Consider the following 16,456-nt stretch of genomic DNA (forward strand, 5'->3'; position numbering starts at 1 on the left):
GGGGGTTCCGGGAAGGCGCTAAGGCGCGAAGGGGTTAGGTTCACGGGGAGGCGCGGAGAGCCTACTCGGGTCGGGGTGCGTGAGGCGAGTGGCTGCACGTTCGAAAGCGGAGTACACGCGCTCCGTCTGGAGCAATGAACCCCTAAGGAATGATGGGCTAGTGAGACCGATCTCCGATCAGCGAATTAGGATTTTGTCTTGGCATTTTTTGCGCCCGACAAAATAATCTTTGCCCTTTCTCTTCCCCATCCAAACTCGCCCAGCTCTTCTATGCTATATCTACTCGAAATTTCTCTCAGCAGTATAAAGAATATCAAATAGTCCGGGGAGACTGACCACCTTGTTCCGAACTTATCGATTATACTGGCAAAAAGAGAAGTATTGTCGCCTTTAATTATACTCTCGATTTCACTTATCGTCTGCAAGCCCAGTTTATTGGAAATATCTATCATTTCAGGATAAGTCACGTCATCTGGATCGAACTCCAAAATTTCGAAGCCAGATGACTTTGCTTCCTCTACGATTTCCTCTAGGTAGTCGTTATTTTGAACAAAAGCTTTGATAGTTTCCAGAGTTATCGGTATGGACTTTTCTCCAGACGTCACTGCATTTACGGCGGCCGTGGTAAGTGAAACTTTGGCATCTCTGATCGCGACAAATTCCTCATCAGCGAGTTCGAAGAGTCCGGCTATACGGAAAAGTCTCCGGCGAAGTTTTGATGGAGTAGCCGTTTCTTGTTTGTATTGAAGTGCATGAGAAACCGCCGACCAAGCATGCTGAATAACTGTCCTAATCTGGATCTCTGCTTTAAACGATTCGGCGAACTTCCATTCAGATAGATTTGATCGGTCATTGTTCAAGCGAACAATGGAGTGAACTGAGAGATATCCAAAACGATCAACTTCAAACGAGTCGGGCTGGTGAGATAGTTCCTTCTCAAGTACGAGGAACTCCCTATCAATCATTTCTGAAACAGATGTAACATCATCTGAATAATAGACGATAACGCGCGCTCCGCACAGGTCGGGAAGTTCGGTCAATGGATCTTTGTAAGACTTGCCAGGGCGATTGATTTTATCACGAAAGCTAATTAAATCCTTAGCCCGGGATTCTACAACCTGATAGCGAATTTCGTTCGCTTCAAGTAAAGAGGTAAGCAATATTTGAAGCTTAGCCGCATACGACTCGTACAGCGGACGTTCTGCAGCATACCGCGCCATCGCTGCTTCCAAATGGTCTATCTCGTTGTTCATCACTGACACCATATCGATGCTTTAGCGGGTTGAACATATGTTGGATGCGATCCTGTCGCTCGGCGAGAAATCGGCGCTGTCAGAGTTCAATCGCTAAAGAGGTCTCCCATCTGATACCCTATCAAAACCGCAAAACGACTAACCCATTTGGCACATTTTGCTTGACAGCGCGACGCTGATCTGGCACTCCTTGCCATGCTGGAGAATTGCGAATCGGGCCGGGGCGGGGACGCTGTCCGGCCCGTTTTCGTTGGGGCGGGGGCCTTTTCATATGGCGGACGAGTTCATCACGCAGGGGCCGGATTCGCTCCCGCAGGTTCGGCGTGCCGAGCGGGGCTGGACGGCGAAGCGTCGGGAGGCGTTTCTGAGCGTGCTTGCCGCATCGGCCAATGTGCGGCTGGCGGCGCGCAGCCTGGGGATCGATCCGGCCGGCGCTTATCGGCTTCGCGCGCGGGACAAGACGTTCGCGGCGCTCTGGGCCGAGGCGATGGCGCTGGGCTATGAGACGCTCGAACAGGCGTTGATCGAGCGGGCGCGCGGCGGCGTCAACGCGATCGCGATCGACGGGCTGGCGTTCGGGTTGACGCTGACGGGCGAGGTCGATGGCGACGTCCATGCGCCGCCGCCCGCGACCATCAATGGCGGGCAGGTCGAGATGGACGTGAAGCTGGCGATGTGGCTGCTCGACCGGCAGGACCGGCGCGGCGGCCGCACCACCGGGGGCGTGCAAGGCCCGGCGCCGACGCGCGAGACGGTGGAGGCGAAGATCGCGCGCAAGCTCGACATGCTCGCCAAGCGGCGCAAGCGGTGACGCGGGGAGCGGACGGCCGCGATATCTACGCCGAGCTGAGCGCGCTGGATGCGGGTCAACGGCAGTGGCTGTTCGACAGCCTGAAGGACCGCGAGGTCGATATCATCGACGAAGCCTGGGAGGCGTGGGCGCATGACGGGCAGCTGGCGCCGCCGGGGGACTGGGCGATCTGGCTGATCCGGGCGGGGCGGGGGTTCGGCAAGACCCGGGCGGGGGCGGAGTGGGTGAGCGCGGTGGCGCGGGCCAATCCGGAATGCCGGATCGCGCTGGTCGGCGGGTCGATCGACGAGGTGCGGCGGGTGATGGTCGAGGGGCCGAGCGGGCTGCTCGCCGTCGCGCATGCGGGCGAGCGGGCGGGGATGAAGTTCACCGGCAGCGTGCTGCGCTTTGCCAACAGGGCGGAGGCTTATGTCTATTCGGCGGGCGCGCCCGAGCGGCTGCGCGGGCCCGAGCATCATTTCGCCTGGGCGGACGAACTGGGAAAGTGGCGGGCGCGGGCCGGGGCGGCGGCGTGGGACAATCTGCGGCTGGGCCTTCGGCTCGGCGAGCGGCCGCGGCTCCTCGTCACGACGACGCCGCGGCCGACGGTGCTGATGCGGCGGGTGATGGCGCTGCCGGGGCTCGTCCAGACGCTGGGGCGGACACGCGACAACCCGCATCTGCCGGCGAGCTTCGTGGGGGCGATGGTGGCCGATTATGGCGGCACGCGGCTGGGGCGGCAGGAGCTCGACGGCGAGATGGTCGAGGATGTGGCGGGCGCGCTCTGGACGCGGGGCCTGATCGAGGGGTGCCGGGTGCGGGCGGCACCCGAGCTCGTGCGCGTGGTGGTGGGGGTCGATCCGCCCGCGGGCACGGAAGGCGATGCGTGCGGGATCGTCGCGGTGGGGCTGGGCGGCGATGCGCGCGGCTATGTGCTCGAGGATGCGAGCGTCGTCGGCGCCTCGCCCGAGGGATGGGCGCGGGCGGTGGTGGCGTGCGTGGGCCGTCACGGGGCCGAACGGGTGGTGGCCGAGGTGAACCAGGGCGGGGCGATGGTCGCGAGCGTGCTGCGCGCGGTCGAGGCCAGCCTGCCGGTGCGCGGCGTCCACGCGACGCGCGGCAAGGCGGCGCGGGCGGAGCCGGTGGCGGCGCTCTACGAGCAGGGGCGGGTGGCGCATGTCGGCGCCTTCCCGGCGCTGGAGGACGAATTGTGCGGGCTGGTCGCGGGCGGGCGCTACGAGGGGCCGGGGCGCTCGCCCGACCGCGCCGATGCGTGCGTCTGGGCCTTGAGCGAGCTGATGCTCGGGCGGCGCGGGGGCGTGGGGGTGCGGGGGGTTTAGGGGGGCGCGCGGGCGCTTCGGATCGTGTAGGATGCGGCGGAGAAAAGCGAGGAGAGTGAGGATGTTCCGTTCCTTCGTCGCCGCCGCGGTGCTGGTCGCCGCCCCCGTTGCCGCCGTCGCGCATCATGGCTGGAGCGCCTATGACGAGACCAAGCCGATTACCGTCGGCGGGCCGCTCAAGAATGTCGTGTGGGGCAACCCGCACGGGACCGCGAAGATCAGCTATCAGAAGAAGGACTGGGACGTGGTGCTGGCGCCGACCAGCCGGATGACCGCGCGGGGCCTGAATGCCGATGCGATCAGCAAGGGACAGCGGGTGACGCTGACCGGCTATGCGCGGCGCGACGGGACCGCGGAGATGCGGATCGAGCGGATCACGGTGGGCAAGACGACCGTCGAGCTGCGCTGAACCCGGGTGGAAGGGCTGATCCTGGCGATTGTCGGGGCGATCGACGCCACGGGGATCGGGCCGTGGTCGCGAGGGTCGGCCGTTGCCTACCCCTGGGCGAACGTCGCGCATGTGCTGGGGGCGATCGCGCTGGTCGGGGCGATCGGGGTGGTCGACCTGCGGCTCATGGGGCTGTGGCGGGCGCTGCCGGCCGAGCCGCTGAAACGCGCGCTGGTGCCGGTGGCGATCGGCGGGTTCGCGGTGATGCTGGCGAGCGGGACGGTGCTGCTTGCCGCCGACGGGCCGGCGCTGTCGAAGTCGGGGCTGTTCCAGGCCAAGCTCGTGCTGATCGCGTTGGCGGGGGCCAATGCGCTCGCGTTCCGCTGGCGGCAGGCCGGGTGGCTGGCGGCGATGTCGCTGGGGCTTTGGGTCGCGGTGGTCGTGGCGGGGCGGATGATCGCTTACAGTTGAGGGGCGACGTGCGTGACTGGCGCCGCGTCACCCCCTCCAAGCTGCGCTAGCCGCTGACGCGGCAAGCTCCGCCATCCTCTCCCCCGAGGGAGAGGGTAGGGCGCTGCGTTGTTTCGTCGCTCCAGCGGAGGCTGGGGTCTTTGACCGCTTGGGCGAGGCGGCCCATTCAGGAGAACCGAGGATGAAATGGTTCGGTCGCAAGGCGGCCGGGCGCGATGTCGCGCGTCCGGTCATGGGGAGCCCGCGCGAGGGCGCGCGGTTGGGGGAGTGGCCGGCCGCTTATGCCGAGCAGGTGCGCGAGGGATATTGCCTGAACCCCGTGGCACAGCGGGCGGTGCGGCTGGTGGCGGAGGCCGCGGCGCAGGCGCCGGTCGAGGCGAGCGAGCCGGCGCTGGCGGCGCTCGTCGCCGAGCGGACGGGCGGGCAGCCGCTGATGGAGACGCTGGCGGCGCAGCTCCTCCTTCACGGCAATGCGTTCGTGCAGCTGCTGGGGGACGGCGCGGGGGGCGTCGCCGAGTTGTTCGCGCTCCGGCCCGAGCGGGTGACGATCGAGACCGACGCCAATGGCTGGCCGGTCGGCTATCGCTATGCGGTGGGGAGCCGGGTGATGCGCCTGCCCGCCGAGGATGCGGCGGGAAGGCCCGCGGTCATCCATATCCGGCATTTCCATCCGCTCGACGACCATCTGGGGCTGGGGTGCCTGGGCGCGGCGATGGGGGCGATCGCGATCCACAATGCGGCGACGCGCTGGAACAAGGGGCTGCTCGACAATGCCGCGCGGCCGTCCGGCGCGCTGGTCTATGACCCCGGCGACGGATCGAGCCTGTCGGCCGAGCAGTACGCCCGCCTGAAGGACGAGATGGCCCTTGCCTATCAGGGGGCGGGCAATGCCGGGCGGCCGATGCTGCTTGAGGGCGGCCTGAAGTGGCAGGCGATCAGCATGAGTCCGGCGGACATGGATTTCGTGGGGCTGAAGGCGGCGGCGGCGCGCGAGATCGCGCTCGCCTTCGGCGTGCCGCCGATGCTGATGGGGCTGCCGGGCGACAATGCCTATGCCAATTACCGCGAGGCCAATCGCGCGCTGTGGCGGCAGGCGGTGGTGCCGCTGGCCGACAACATCCTGGGCGCGCTCGCCGAGGGGCTGCGGCCGTGGTTCGCCGATGCCGTCCTGCGCGTCGCGGTCGATCGGGTGAGCGTGCTGGGCGAGGAGCGCGCGGCGATGTGGGCCCGGATCGGGTCGGCGGATTTTCTCTCCGACGAGGAGAAGCGGCGGATGCTGGGAGTGGAGGCATGAGCGCGCTGCTGGCCGAGCTGATCGCCCAGGCGGAGGCGGAGGGCGCGAGCCTGTCGGTGCTGCGCGGCATCGCCGAGGAAGCGGGGGAGACGGCGGCGGCGCGGGCCCTTGCGAGGCTGGGGCTCGCCGATGGCGGGGCGGCGAAGGACATGGCGGAGCTGCGCGAGCTTCTGGCGGCGTGGCGCGATGCGAAAAGGTCGGCGCTGAAGGCGGTGCTGGCCTGGGTGACGCACATGCTGACCGCGTGCCTGCTGGTCGGGCTGGCGGTGAAGCTGGGGTTTTCGGGGTGGGTGAAGTGAGGGGGTCGAGGGGCGACCTGACCCTGGCGGGTAGCCCGGTGGAGGCCGGGGGCCGGTTGGGTCGCGGTGACGCATCTTCGATGCCGTCCGGTCCCGGACCTCGGCCTTCGCCGGGATGCGGGGTGGGGGGTGGTCTGCCGCTGCCGCCGGACTGCGGCCTTCGCCGGGAAGGATCGGGAGAGGATGGACCGCCTGCCCTGCGCTTCGCCGGCTATGCGGCGATCTTCGACCGGGCGGATCGCGGGGGCGACGTGGTGCGGCGGGGGGCGTTTGCGGGGGCCGGACGGGTGCCGCTGCTCTGGCAGCATGGCGGGGCACCGGTGGGCGCGATCGAGCGGGTCGCGGAGGACGCGCGCGGGCTCAACGTCATCGGTCGGATCGAGCGGGCGGGGCTCGCCGCGATGGTCGCGAGCGGCGCTCTGACGGGGCTGTCGTTCGGGTACCGCGCTCGGGTAGTCACACATGGAACATATCGTGAACTCATCCGGCTCGACCTGCATGAGGTGAGCCTGGTGGCGCAGCCGATGCAGCCGCTCGCGCGGGTGACGGCATTCGAATGGGTGAAGGAGGACGAGACGGCATGACCAAGATCGACATGAGCTTTGCGGGTGCGAGCCCCGCCGCCGACGCGCGGCCGATGCTGGAGGGTGCGCGGGCGCCCGGCGGCGCGGCGTTCGAGGGGTTTCTTCGCGCGGGCACCGGCATCGCCGAGGCCAAGGCGTTCACCGGCATCACCGGCCCCGAGGGCGGCTATGCCGTGCCGCGCGAGATCGATGCGCAGATCGACGCGGCGCTGAAGGCGGCCAGCCCGATCCGCGCGCTCGCCAACGTGGTTCAGGTGGGGTCGAACGGCTATCGCAAGCTGGTCACGACGGGCGGCACGCCGTCGGGCTGGGCGAGCGAGGGGGCGGCGCGGCCGGCGACCGCCAGCCCGACCTTCAACGAGATCGCGCCGCCGATGGGCGAGCTTTATGCCAACCCGGCGGCGAGCCAGGCGATGCTCGACGATGCGGGCTTCGACGTCGAGACCTGGCTGGCCGGCGAGATCGCGATGGAGTTCGCCAAGGCCGAGGGGGCGGCGTTTATCGCCGGCAATGGTGTCGACAAGCCCAAGGGCTTCCTCGCCCAGCCGACCGCCGCGACGGGCGATGCCGCGCGGGCGTTCGGGACGCTGCAGCATGTCGCGACGGGCACCGCAGGCGATTTTGGGGCCAACCCGCAGGACAAGCTGATCGACCTGATCCAGAGCCTGCGCTCGCCCTATCGTCAGGGAGCGGCGTGGGTGATGAATGCGGCGACGCTGGCGCGCATCAGGAAGCTCAAGACCGCGGACGGCGCGTTCCTGTGGGTGCCGGGGCTGGTGGCGGGGCAGCCCGACACGCTGCTCGGCTATCCGGTGGTCGAGGCCGAGGAGATGCCCGACATCGCCGCGGGCAGCCTGTCGATCGCGTTCGGCAACTTCAAGGCCGGGTACGTCATCGCCGAGCGGGGCGAGACGCAGATCCTGCGCGATCCCTATTCGAACAAGCCGTTCGTCCATTTCTACGCGACCAAGCGCGTGGGCGGGGCGGTGAGCAATTCGGAAGCGATCAAGCTGCTGAAGTTCGCCGCGGCCTGATTTCCCCTGAGCCTTAGCCCTCCCCTTGGCGGGGAGGGCCATTTTTTTCGGGAGACGGGGGATGGAGGAAGCGGATCGGGCCGCGGGAGTGGCCGCGGTCAGGGCATTGCTGCGGATCGGCTCGGAGGCCGAGGACGGGCTGATCGGCGCGCTGGTGAGCGAGGCGTTCGACCTGGCCGAGCGGTTCACCGGGCAGGTGCTGATCGCGCGGAGCATAAGCGAGCGGATCGCGGCCGACGGGACGTGGCGGCGGCTGGTGGCGACGCCGGTGCGGTCGATCGCGGAGGTGAGTGCCGATGGCGCGCCGCTGACCGCCGAGGTTTATGCGGTCGATATCGATGCAGATGGCGACGGCTGGGTGCGGGTGAGCGGGGCCGCGCGGGTCGTGACGGTCGCCTTGCAGGCGGGGCTGGCCAGCGACTGGGCCTCGCTTCCCTCGGCGATCCAGGGCGGGATCGTGCGGCTGGCGGCGTATCGCTTCGACGCGCGCGAGGCGGGGGAGGCGCCGCCGGCGGCAGTGTCGGCGCTGTGGCGGCCGTACCGGCGGCTGCGGCTGGCCGAGGCGCGGGCATGAGCGCGGCGGTGGAGCGGGTGGCCGAGCGGCGCGCGGCGGCGGTGCGCGAGCGCGTGGCGGCAGTGCTGGCGCGCGAGGGCGCGGTGACGATCGAGGGCGAGCGCGTGGTGCTCGAGCGGCGGGCGGGGGTGCTCGCAGGCGACCTTGCCTGGGTAGCGGGAGCGATCCGATGAGCGCGGCGCGGTTGCACGAGGCAGTGGCGGCGGCGCTGAGGGCGGCGCCGGGGCTGGCGGCGGCATCGGTCTTCGCCTCGCCGCCGGTGCGCTCGGCAGTGCCCTATGCGCTGGTGGGCGAGGCGGTCGTCGCCGACTGGTCGACCAAGGACGCCGCGGGGTTCGAGGCGCGGGTGACGGTCGAGCTCCATGACGCGCGCGAGGACGGCGCCGTGGTGCGCGGCCTGGCCGAGGCGGCGCGGGCGGCGGTCGAGGCGATGGCTGACGACATTGGCCACGGGTGGCGGATCGTCAGCCGCCTGTTCGTGCGCCAGCGCATCGTGCGGACGCGGGGGCAGTGGGTGGCGAGCGTCGAGTTTCGGGTGCGGGTGCTCTCGCAGGGATGATGAGGAGGGTCTTATGGCGGCGGAGAAGGGAAGTGCGTTCCTGTTGAAGGTGGGGAACGGGGCGGTGCCGGTGGCCTATTCGACGATGGCGGGGCTGCGCACGACGCAGCTGTCGATCAACGGCGAGGCGGTGGCGATCACGTCGAAGGATTCGGGTGGGTGGCGCGAGCTCCTGTCCGGGGCGGGCGTGCGGTCGGTGAGCGTGGCGGCGGCGGGGATCTTCACCGGATCGGCGGCGGAGACGCGGATCAAGGGGAGTGCGCTCGCCGGCACGATCGACGATTATCGGCTGAGCTTCGAGAGCGGCGAGACGATGACCGGGCGGTTCCTCGTCACGCGGCTCGACTATGCCGGCGATGTGGGCGGGGAGCGGAGCTACACGCTGGCGCTCGAAAGCTCCGGCGCGGTGGTGAGCGCGTGAATCCCGCACGGGGCGAGGCGTCGATCCGGGTGAGCGGCGAGCTGCTGGTGCTGCGCCCGAGCTTCGCGGCTTTGGTCGCGGCGGAGGGCGAGCTGGGGCCGCTGTTCGCGCTGGTCGAGCGGGCGGCGGCGGGGCGGCTGGCGCTGGGCGAGATGGTGGCGCTGTTCTGGCATTGCCTGAAGGACCCGGCGCCAATGCCGCGCGAGGCGTTTGCCGAAGGGGTGGCGGCGGGCGGGCTCGCGGCGGCGACCCCGGCGCTCAAGGTGCTGCTCGGGCAAATCCTGGCGGGGCGGTGATGTTTGCTCCTTTGGATAGAGGCCGCACCGGCCCGCTCCCCCACCCGACCACCCACACCATATCCTGGACGGGTGGCCGGGTGGGGGAGCGGGCCGGTGCGGCACCTGATCCGGCGTTCCCGGATCAGAACAAGGCGTTCGCCGACGCCGCGGTGCGGCTGGCGGGGATGGCCGGCTTGGCGTTCGGCTGGTCGCCGGACGCCTTCTGGGCGGCGACGCCGGCGGAGCTGGGCGCGCTGGTGCGTGCGCTGGCGGGTGAGGAGGGGCCGGTCGCCGATGCGGGCGACCTCCGGCGATTGATGGAGGCGTTTCCCGATGGATGAGGAAATCGAGCGGCTGGTCGTCAACGTCCGCGCCGATACCGCAGGCTTTGCGCGCGACGTGGCGGCGATGCGCGCGAGCCTGGAAGGACCGATGGAGGCGGGGGCCGCACGAGCCGGGCGGGCGATCGACACGACGCTCGCCCGCGCGCTGCGCACCGGCAAGCTGGGGTTCGAGGATCTGGGCCGGATCGCAACCGCGGTGCTGGGCGAGATTGCGGTGAGCGCAGTGCAGGGCGGGCTGGGATCGCTGCTGGGCGGCGCCAAGGGGGGTAGTGGCGGCGGCGGGCTGGTGTCGGCGTTGCTCGGCCTGTTCGGCGGGGCGCCGGGACGCGCGACGGGTGGGCCGGTGTCGCCCGGGCGCCCCTATTGGGTGGGCGAGCGCGGGCCGGAATTGTTCGTGCCCACGAGCGCGGGGCGAGTCGAGGTGCCGGGGGGGGCGACGGACGTGCGGCCTGTGGCGACGCCGATCCTGCCGGCGGCGGGGCCGCGCGAGGTGCGGGTGGCGATCACCGTCAACGCCCGCGGCGGCGAGGCGCCGGCGGCGCTTGCCCAGTCGGGTCGGCAGGTGGCGCGAGCCGTGCGCGCGGCGCTGATGCGCGAGGCGTGAGCCGATCCCGCCCTCCCTGCCGTGGAGGAGAACGGTTGGAGAAAAATCATGGGGCATTGGCTGGCGGCTGCACGGAGCGTGCAGGCGGCGGGGCATCTGACGCGTTTCGATCCGCGGTTCTGGACGGTCGATTTTCCGCGGCCGATGATGGCGAGCGTCGTGACGACCGCGCCCGACGGCCTGCGTGTCGATGCCGTCTTTTATCGCAAGGGCGATCTGGCGGGGCTGATCTGGGACAGCGTCGATCGCTGGGATCATCCGCTGACGAGCTATGACACCGACCGCGATTATCGCGGGTGCGTGCTGTCGTTCCGGTGGCGCTCGGGCGGGATCGTCGCGCTGGATGCGGTGAACGGCCCGACGCTGACGATCGAGGGGCGCGATGCCGGGGGTGCCCCGCGCGCCTGGTATGTGCGGCTCTGGAACTATGCGGTCGGCACGCCCGAGGATGCGCGGGTGACGATCGACTTCGACGCGCTCGAAGGCGGGTTCACCCTGCCGGGCGAGGCGGACCCGGTGTTCGCGGGCGATATCGACCGGATGTTCGTGTCGCTGGTGCCCGAGGGCTATGTCGAGGGAAGCGCTGAGCCGATCGGCGTGGTCGAGGGGTGGGCCGAGCTGACCGACATGGCCTGCACCGGGCCGCGATCGGTACTGACGATCGGCGAGTGCATCGTGCCCGAGCATCGGTTGCGCATCGCGACGGGATATGACGACGCCTATAATCAGACGCCGGCGCGGGTGATGCGCAACATCGAGCTGCTCGGCTATCGCGGCGTCATCAACCACTATGTCGGCATGAGCCACTATTTCCGGCTCGAGCACGCATCGGGCGGGCTTTACGTGAGCCTGAGCGGGGGCGTGCTGAATGCCCCGTGCCTTGCCTGGCATCGCGACTTCGCCGCGCTGGTGGCGGCGAGCGGGCGGTCGGTGATCTGGTCGCTGAGCTATGAATTGTTCGACGAACATTGCTGGGGCGACTGGAAGCAGCGCGCGACCGACGGCAGCCCGGCGCTGACCGGGTGGGTGCCGCCCTCGACGCTGCTGAGCCCGGCGCATGTCGGCGCGATGGGGTATCTGCGCGTGGTGGCGCAGGCGTTCGCGGGGATTGCGCTCGAGGCGGGCCTGCCGATGCGGTTCCAGGTGGGGGAGCCGTGGTGGTGGGTGCGCGCCGACGGGACGCCGTGCCTGTATGACGCGGCGGCGGTGGCGGCGTTCGGGGGCGATCCGCCGGTGATCGCGAGCCTGAAGGCGCCGCTGGGGGCGGCCGAGCGGGCGCTGCTCGATGCGGCGGGGGCGCTGCTGGCGGCATCGACGGCGGCACTGTGCGAGGGCGTTCGCGAGGTCGCGCCGAACGTGGAGACGCTGCTGCTGGCCTATCTGCCGACGATCCTCGACGCTGGCATGCCCGAGGCGAAGCGCGCCAATCTGCCCATTGGCTGGGCGAGCCCGGCGTTCGATGTGCTGCAGCTCGAGGATTATGACTGGGCCGCGACGGGCAATGTCGGTGCGAGCGCGCGCGGGGCGGCGGCGGCGGAGGTGCGGCTCAATTATCCGCGCGAACGGCAGCATTACCTGTCGGGGTTCGTGTTGCGGCCCGATCAGGCGGGACAGTGGCACGCGATCGCCGCCGCGGCGGAGGCGGGGCGGGCGCGGGGCGTCGCCGAGACCTTCGTCTGGGCGCTGCCGCAGGTGCTGCGCGACGGCTTCGTGCATTTCGAGGAAGAGGAGGACGACGTGCAGGCGTTCGACGATGTGCGCTTTCCGCTGGCGCTCGGGCGCGAGGCGGAGGTGATGCCCGAAACCTCGACCGCGATCCTGACGAGCGCGAGCGGGCATGAGCGGCGGAACGTCGCCTGGGGGTCGGCGCGGACACGCTATGATGTCGGGCCGGGGGTGCGATCGGAAACGGATATTGCTGCGCTCCTCAACTTCTTTCGCGCGCGGATGGGGCCGGCGCGGGCGTTCCGGCTGCAGGACCCGTTCGATCATCGGGGCGAGGACGAAGCGATCGGGACCGGCGACGGCAGCGCGATGCGCTTCCCATTGGTTCGTCGCTATGGCGCGAGCGACCGGCGGATCACGCGGCCGGTGGCGGGGACGGTCGAGGTGCGCGTCGACGGGGCCCTGGCGGGGGGCTGGACGCTCGATCCGGGCGGCTGGGTGACGTTCGACATGCCGCCGCCGGTCGGCGCGGCGATCACCGCGAGCTTCGAATATGACGTGCCGGTGCGCTTCGCCGAGGATCGGCTGACCGTCAGCCGCGCGACCTTCCTGGCGGGCGAGGCGGCGTCCGTACCGCTGATCGAGGTGCGCGAGGCATGAGCTGGCTGGCCGAGACCTGCGCCACGATCGCCTTTTGCTGGCGGGTCGAGCGGCGCGACGGGGTGGCGATCGGGCTGACCAGCCACGACCGCGACCTTGTTATCGAAGGCATCGTCCACCGCGCGGCGCCGGGGATCAGTCCCTCGGCGATCAAGCGGTCGGACGGGCTCGACGCCGACAGCATGGACGTGACCGGCGCGCTGACCCACCGCGCGATCGGCGAGCGCGACCTGATCGCCGGGCGCTGGGACGGGGCGCGGGTGGCGATCAGCGCGGTCGACTGGACCAATGTCGCCAACCGGGTGCCGCTGGGCGAGGGAACGATCGGGGCGATCGAGACGGCGGATGGCGGGTTCACCGCCGAGCTGCGCGGCGCGTCGGCGGCGTTCGAGGCGCCGGCGTGCGAGGTGACCTCGCCCGAATGCCGCGCGGAATTGGGCGACGGGCGCTGCCGCGTGCCGATGGCGGCGCGGCGGCGGGTGGTACGGGTCGTGGCGGTGGCCGACGCTACGCTGACCGTCGATACGGCGGAGCCGGGCGACAATCTCTATGGCAGCGGGCGGCTGCGCTGGCTGGACGGCGACAATTCGGGGCTGGAGGCGGCGATCGACCGGTCGGCGGGGACGGCGGTCAAGCTGCGCGAGCCGCCGCGGCTGCCGGTGCGTGCCGGCGACCGGGCGGAACTGATCGAGGGGTGCGACAAGAGGCTGGCGACCTGCGCGGGGCGGTTCGGCAACGCCGCGAACTTTCGCGGCGAGCCGTTCCTGCCGGGAATCGACCTGCTCACGCGCTATCCCGGCGCATGAGGTGCGGTCTGGCGGCGGCCGGGGCCGCGCGGGCGCTGGTCGGCGCGCGCTTTCGCCTGCACGGGCGCGACCCGGCGACGGGCCTCGATTGCGTGGGAGTGGCGGCGTGCGCGCTGGGGCGCAAGGTGCCGGGCGATTACGCGCTGCGAACCGGGGACGCCGACCGTGCTGCGAGCCGGATCGCGGCGGCGGGGCTGGCGCGGGTCGCCGCGGGGCGGCCGGGCGACGTCGTGCTGATGCGCGTGGGACCGGCGCAGCTGCATCTGGGCGTGCTGATCGAGGGCGGCATGGTCCATGCCGATGCCGGCCTGCGCCGCGTGGTCGAGCGGCCAGGGCCGCCCGGCTGGCCGGTGATCGGCTGCTTCAGACCACAAGCGGAGGAATAGATGGCGACGCTGATCCTGACCACGGTGGGAACGATCGTCGGCGGGCCGATCGGCGGTGCGATCGGGGCGATCGCCGGGCAGGCGGTCGATCGCGCGGTCTTTCGGCCGGCGGCGCGGCAGGGGCCGCGGCTAAATGAGCTGGCGGTCCAGACCTCCTCCTACGGCAGCGAGATCCCGCAGCTGTTCGGGACGATGCGCGTGGCGGGCACAGTGATCTGGGCGACCGACCTCATCGAGACGCAGAGCACCGACGGTGGCGGCAAGGGGGCGCCGCATACCGTCCGCTACAGCTATTCGGCGTCGTTCGCGGTGCTGCTCTCGGCGCGGCCGATCCGCACGGTGCGGCGGATCTGGGCCGACGGCAAGCTGTTGCGCGGCGTGGGTGGCGGGTTCACCGCGGAGACGGGGTTCCGGCTCCATACCGGCGGCGAGGACCAGGCGGCCGATCCGCTGATCGCGAGCGCGGTCGGAGCCGAACGGGCGATGGCGATGCGGGGTCAGGCCTATGCCGTGTTCGAGGGGCTGGCGCTCGCCGACTTCGCCAACCGGATCCCGTCTCTGACCTTCGAGGTGGTCGCTGACGAGGGGGCGTGCGATCCCGGCGAGATCGCGGCAGCAGTGGGCGGCGGACGGCTGATCACGCGCGAGCCGATGGGGCCTGCGCTCGGCGGCTTCTCGGCCCATGGCGGCAGCCGGCGCGCGGTGATCGAGGCGCTGGCGAATGCAAGCGGCGGCTGGTTCGCGCCCGATGGCGACGCCATGGCGATGCGGGCGGGCGAGGGGCCGGCAGTGGCGGTGGCCGATGCGGGGCTGGGCGGCGCGCGGGGCGTGCGCACGGTCGCGCCCGCCGATCAGGCACCCAAGGTGGTGACGATCGGCCATTATGATGCCGCGCGCGACTATCAGGCGGGGCTCCAGCGCGCGGTGCGGCCGGGGGCGGGCTGGCGCGAGCGGCATGAGGAACTGCCTGCGGTGCTGGCCGCCGACACCGCCAAGCAGGTCGCGGCGTCGATGCTGGCGCGCGCCGATGCCGATCGCCGCCGGCGGCGCGTCGCCTGCGGCTGGGAGGGGCTGGCGATCCCGCCGGGCGCGCGGGTGCGGGTCGAGGGCGATGCTGGCCTGTGGCGGGTGACGGGCTGGAGCCTGGAGGCGATGGCGGTCGAGCTCGAGCTCGCGCCGATCGCGCTCGCCACGGCGACCGCCAGTGCCGATCCGGGCGCGGTGGTCGGTGCGCCCGACCGGCCGCGGGGGCGCACGATCCTGGTCGCGGCCGAACTGCCGCCGCTCGACGACGCGCTTCCCTCGCGCGCGCAGATCGTCGTCGTGGCAGGCGGGACCGAGCCGGGGTGGCGCGGTGCGACCGTGCTGATGAGCAGCGATGCGGGCACGAGCTGGAGTGCCGCGGCGTCGCTGCGCGCGGCGGGCGTGGTCGGGCAGGTGGTGACGCCGCCGGGCACGGGCCTCGCGGCGATCGAGGATCGGCGCAGCGAGCTCATCGTCGAGCTGGCGCATGACGGGATGACGCTGGCGGGGGCAAGCCAGGCGGGGATGGACGGCGGTGGGAACCTGGCGCTGGTGGGCGGCGAGCTAATCCAGTTCGGGGTGGCCGAGCAGGTCGCGCCGCGCCGCTGGCGGTTGCGGCAGCTCTGGCGCGGGCGGCGCGGGACCGGGTTGGCGATCGGTGGGCATGTCGCCGGCGAGCCGTTCGCACTGTTGTCGCCGGGCAGTGTGACGCTGTTGCCCGCCGGCGTAGCGATCGGGGGCACGCTGTCGCTCGCGCCGTCGAGCCCCGGCGACACGGGTCCGTTGCGGACGACCGAGGTTCCGGTGACGGGCGTGTCAGTCGCGCCGCCTGCGCCAGCGCACCTGCGCGCGGCTCGAGTGGCGAGCGGCGGCTGCCGGCTGGACTGGATCCGCCGCAGCCGGGCCGGCTGGCGCTGGGAGGATGCGGTCGATGTGCCGCTCGTCGAGGAGCGCGAGCGATACCGGATCGAAATCTTGGGCGGCGCTGGGCCGCCTCGATTCGTCGAGTCCGACGCGGCGACGCTTTCGATCGACGGCGGCGGGAACACGGCCCGATTGGTGCAGATCGGCACCCATGGCGCTTCGCCCGCGCGCACCATCATGCTGGAGGACTGATCCAATGGCCGAGGAACGGACCGATCGCCATGCGCTGCCGCTGCTGCAGGCGGGGCAGGCGCAGAAGGAACTGACGCACAACGAGGCGTTGGTGATGCTCGACCTGCTGGCGATGGCGGCGGCAACCGGCATCGCCGAGGTGCCCCCCGCGGCGCCGTCGCCGGGGGATTGCTGGATCGTCGGCCCCGCGGCAGGCGGGCCGTGGGCAGGCGCGGCGAACATGCTGGCGGGCTGGACCGAGAGCGGCTGGCGCTTCGCCGCGCCGACCCCCGGCATGCGGGTGTGGCTGACGAGCGACGATTGCGAAGCGGCGTGGCGCGATGGCGCGTGGGTCGTGGGCGAGACGCGAACCCGGCGGCTGGTGATCGGTGGCGAACAGGTTGCCGGCCCGCGGCAGCCCGCGATTGCGGCGCCGTCGGGCGGTGCGACGGTGGACGTCGAAGCGCGCGCGAGCCTGACCGCGATCCTGGCTGCGCTCACCGCGCACGGATTAGTTGCGACAGACTGATGTTGCCGTTGTGCAACAGCGCTCAACTTTGTTTCGCTTGCGTGGAAACCAAGCGAAAT

Annotated in this window: 21 protein-coding genes; 20 read left to right on the forward strand and 1 reads right to left on the reverse strand. The window is 70.5% G+C overall.

The genetic code is table 11. From position 1 onward, the window contains the following. Positions 1–185: 185 nt before the first annotated feature. A complete protein-coding gene (locus tag COC42_RS10655; protein WP_176484638.1) occupies positions 186–1,253 on the reverse strand; it encodes a GTP pyrophosphokinase in 1,068 nt (355 codons plus the stop codon). A gap of 271 nt (positions 1,254–1,524) precedes the next feature. On the opposite strand from COC42_RS10655, the gene COC42_RS10660 reads away from it, so the two are divergent. From COC42_RS10660 to COC42_RS10750, 20 genes are all read left to right on the forward strand, one after another. Continuing rightward, the gene (locus tag COC42_RS10660) at positions 1,525–2,064 is read left to right on the forward strand and encodes a hypothetical protein (protein ID WP_096343334.1); all 540 of its coding nucleotides are present in this window, start codon (positions 1,525–1,527) and stop codon (positions 2,062–2,064) included. Further along, a complete protein-coding gene (locus COC42_RS10665; RefSeq protein WP_425442846.1) occupies positions 2,061–3,383 on the forward strand; it encodes a DNA-packaging protein in 1,323 nt (440 codons plus the stop codon). Before COC42_RS10660 ends, COC42_RS10665 begins: the two co-directional genes overlap by 4 nt. A 61-nt stretch (positions 3,384–3,444) precedes the next feature. Next, positions 3,445–3,792 carry a DUF6152 family protein gene (locus COC42_RS10670; protein ID WP_096343335.1) on the forward strand — a complete coding sequence of 116 codons (348 nt, stop codon included), beginning with the start codon at positions 3,445–3,447 and terminating at the stop codon, positions 3,790–3,792. A 6-nt stretch (positions 3,793–3,798) separates the two neighbouring features. Continuing rightward, positions 3,799–4,242 carry a hypothetical protein gene (locus COC42_RS10675; protein ID WP_217991284.1) on the forward strand — a complete coding sequence of 148 codons (444 nt, stop codon included), beginning with the start codon at positions 3,799–3,801 and terminating at the stop codon, positions 4,240–4,242. Between the two features lie 181 nt (positions 4,243–4,423). Beyond that, positions 4,424–5,536: a phage portal protein gene (locus COC42_RS10680; RefSeq protein WP_096343336.1), complete on the forward strand. Its 1,113-nt coding sequence runs from the start codon at positions 4,424–4,426 to the stop codon at positions 5,534–5,536. Then, positions 5,533–5,835, forward strand: coding sequence for a DUF6127 family protein (locus COC42_RS10685; protein WP_096343337.1), 303 nt, complete (start codon positions 5,533–5,535; stop codon positions 5,833–5,835). Before COC42_RS10680 ends, COC42_RS10685 begins: the two co-directional genes overlap by 4 nt. 197 nt (positions 5,836–6,032) lie before the next feature. After that, on the forward strand, positions 6,033–6,419 hold the full coding sequence (locus COC42_RS10690) for an HK97 family phage prohead protease (RefSeq protein WP_096344140.1): 387 nt from the start codon (positions 6,033–6,035) through the stop codon (positions 6,417–6,419). Continuing rightward, positions 6,416–7,453, forward strand: coding sequence for a phage major capsid protein (locus tag COC42_RS10695; protein ID WP_096343338.1), 1,038 nt, complete (start codon positions 6,416–6,418; stop codon positions 7,451–7,453). Before COC42_RS10690 ends, COC42_RS10695 begins: the two co-directional genes overlap by 4 nt. 61 nt (positions 7,454–7,514) lie before the next feature. Next, on the forward strand, positions 7,515–8,027 hold the full coding sequence (locus tag COC42_RS10700; protein WP_096343339.1) for a head-tail connector protein: 513 nt from the start codon (positions 7,515–7,517) through the stop codon (positions 8,025–8,027). Further along, the gene (locus COC42_RS17680; RefSeq protein ID WP_176484640.1) at positions 8,024–8,200 is read left to right on the forward strand and encodes a hypothetical protein; all 177 of its coding nucleotides are present in this window, start codon (positions 8,024–8,026) and stop codon (positions 8,198–8,200) included. The genes COC42_RS10700 and COC42_RS17680 overlap by 4 nt, the downstream gene beginning before the upstream one ends. After that, positions 8,197–8,586 carry a tail completion protein gp17 gene (gp17, locus tag COC42_RS10705; protein ID WP_096343340.1) on the forward strand — a complete coding sequence of 130 codons (390 nt, stop codon included), beginning with the start codon at positions 8,197–8,199 and terminating at the stop codon, positions 8,584–8,586. Before COC42_RS17680 ends, gp17 begins: the two co-directional genes overlap by 4 nt. A 13-nt stretch (positions 8,587–8,599) precedes the next feature. Then, positions 8,600–9,007, forward strand: a complete 408-nt coding sequence (locus COC42_RS10710; protein WP_096343341.1) for a phage major tail protein, TP901-1 family — start codon at positions 8,600–8,602, stop codon at positions 9,005–9,007. Continuing rightward, entirely contained in the window at positions 9,004–9,303 is a 300-nt protein-coding gene (locus COC42_RS10715; RefSeq protein WP_096343342.1) for a GTA-gp10 family protein, read from the forward strand. The genes COC42_RS10710 and COC42_RS10715 overlap by 4 nt, the downstream gene beginning before the upstream one ends. 80 nt (positions 9,304–9,383) lie before the next feature. Continuing rightward, entirely contained in the window at positions 9,384–9,626 is a 243-nt protein-coding gene (locus COC42_RS17935) for a phage tail assembly chaperone (protein WP_245844047.1), read from the forward strand. Then, positions 9,619–10,233, forward strand: coding sequence for a tail tape measure protein (locus COC42_RS10725; protein WP_096343343.1), 615 nt, complete (start codon positions 9,619–9,621; stop codon positions 10,231–10,233). Before COC42_RS17935 ends, COC42_RS10725 begins: the two co-directional genes overlap by 8 nt. 48 nt (positions 10,234–10,281) lie before the next feature. Beyond that, positions 10,282–12,558: a DUF2460 domain-containing protein gene (locus COC42_RS10730; RefSeq protein ID WP_096343344.1), complete on the forward strand. Its 2,277-nt coding sequence runs from the start codon at positions 10,282–10,284 to the stop codon at positions 12,556–12,558. Further along, positions 12,555–13,364 carry a DUF2163 domain-containing protein gene (locus tag COC42_RS10735; protein ID WP_096343345.1) on the forward strand — a complete coding sequence of 270 codons (810 nt, stop codon included), beginning with the start codon at positions 12,555–12,557 and terminating at the stop codon, positions 13,362–13,364. The genes COC42_RS10730 and COC42_RS10735 overlap by 4 nt, the downstream gene beginning before the upstream one ends. Then, positions 13,361–13,750: a C40 family peptidase gene (locus tag COC42_RS10740; RefSeq protein ID WP_096343346.1), complete on the forward strand. Its 390-nt coding sequence runs from the start codon at positions 13,361–13,363 to the stop codon at positions 13,748–13,750. The genes COC42_RS10735 and COC42_RS10740 overlap by 4 nt, the downstream gene beginning before the upstream one ends. Further along, complete coding sequence (locus tag COC42_RS10745; protein WP_096343347.1) at positions 13,751–15,889, forward strand: phage tail protein; 2,139 nt, start codon at positions 13,751–13,753, stop codon at positions 15,887–15,889. Positions 15,890–15,893: 4 nt separating this feature from the next. Next, a complete protein-coding gene (locus COC42_RS10750; RefSeq protein WP_096343348.1) occupies positions 15,894–16,397 on the forward strand; it encodes a DUF2793 domain-containing protein in 504 nt (167 codons plus the stop codon). Positions 16,398–16,456: the final 59 nt, after the last annotated feature.

This window comes from Sphingomonas spermidinifaciens (genome assembly GCF_002351485.1).
GTDB lineage: Bacteria > Pseudomonadota > Alphaproteobacteria > Sphingomonadales > Sphingomonadaceae > Sphingomonas > Sphingomonas spermidinifaciens.

Bases quoted from the DNA above. Each gene is read 5' to 3' on its own strand.
- COC42_RS10655 (WP_176484638.1), bottom strand. From the start codon at position 1,253: ATGAACAACGAGATAGACCATTTGGAAGCAGCGATGGCGCGGTATGCT.
- gp17 (WP_096343340.1), top strand. From the start codon at position 8,197: ATGAGCGCGGCGCGGTTGCACGAGGCAGTGGCGGCGGCGCTGAGGGCG.
- COC42_RS10730 (WP_096343344.1), top strand. From the start codon at position 10,282: ATGGGGCATTGGCTGGCGGCTGCACGGAGCGTGCAGGCGGCGGGGCAT.
- COC42_RS10680 (WP_096343336.1), top strand. From the start codon at position 4,424: ATGAAATGGTTCGGTCGCAAGGCGGCCGGGCGCGATGTCGCGCGTCCG.
- COC42_RS10710 (WP_096343341.1), top strand. From the start codon at position 8,600: ATGGCGGCGGAGAAGGGAAGTGCGTTCCTGTTGAAGGTGGGGAACGGG.
- COC42_RS10685 (WP_096343337.1), top strand. From the start codon at position 5,533: ATGAGCGCGCTGCTGGCCGAGCTGATCGCCCAGGCGGAGGCGGAGGGC.
- COC42_RS10745 (WP_096343347.1), top strand. From the start codon at position 13,751: ATGGCGACGCTGATCCTGACCACGGTGGGAACGATCGTCGGCGGGCCG.
- COC42_RS10660 (WP_096343334.1), top strand. From the start codon at position 1,525: ATGGCGGACGAGTTCATCACGCAGGGGCCGGATTCGCTCCCGCAGGTT.
- COC42_RS10750 (WP_096343348.1), top strand. From the start codon at position 15,894: ATGGCCGAGGAACGGACCGATCGCCATGCGCTGCCGCTGCTGCAGGCG.
- COC42_RS10670 (WP_096343335.1), top strand. From the start codon at position 3,445: ATGTTCCGTTCCTTCGTCGCCGCCGCGGTGCTGGTCGCCGCCCCCGTT.
- COC42_RS10740 (WP_096343346.1), top strand. From the start codon at position 13,361: ATGAGGTGCGGTCTGGCGGCGGCCGGGGCCGCGCGGGCGCTGGTCGGC.
- COC42_RS10700 (WP_096343339.1), top strand. From the start codon at position 7,515: ATGGAGGAAGCGGATCGGGCCGCGGGAGTGGCCGCGGTCAGGGCATTG.
- COC42_RS17680 (WP_176484640.1), top strand. From the start codon at position 8,024: ATGAGCGCGGCGGTGGAGCGGGTGGCCGAGCGGCGCGCGGCGGCGGTG.
- COC42_RS10735 (WP_096343345.1), top strand. From the start codon at position 12,555: ATGAGCTGGCTGGCCGAGACCTGCGCCACGATCGCCTTTTGCTGGCGG.
- COC42_RS10725 (WP_096343343.1), top strand. From the start codon at position 9,619: ATGGATGAGGAAATCGAGCGGCTGGTCGTCAACGTCCGCGCCGATACC.
- COC42_RS10695 (WP_096343338.1), top strand. From the start codon at position 6,416: ATGACCAAGATCGACATGAGCTTTGCGGGTGCGAGCCCCGCCGCCGAC.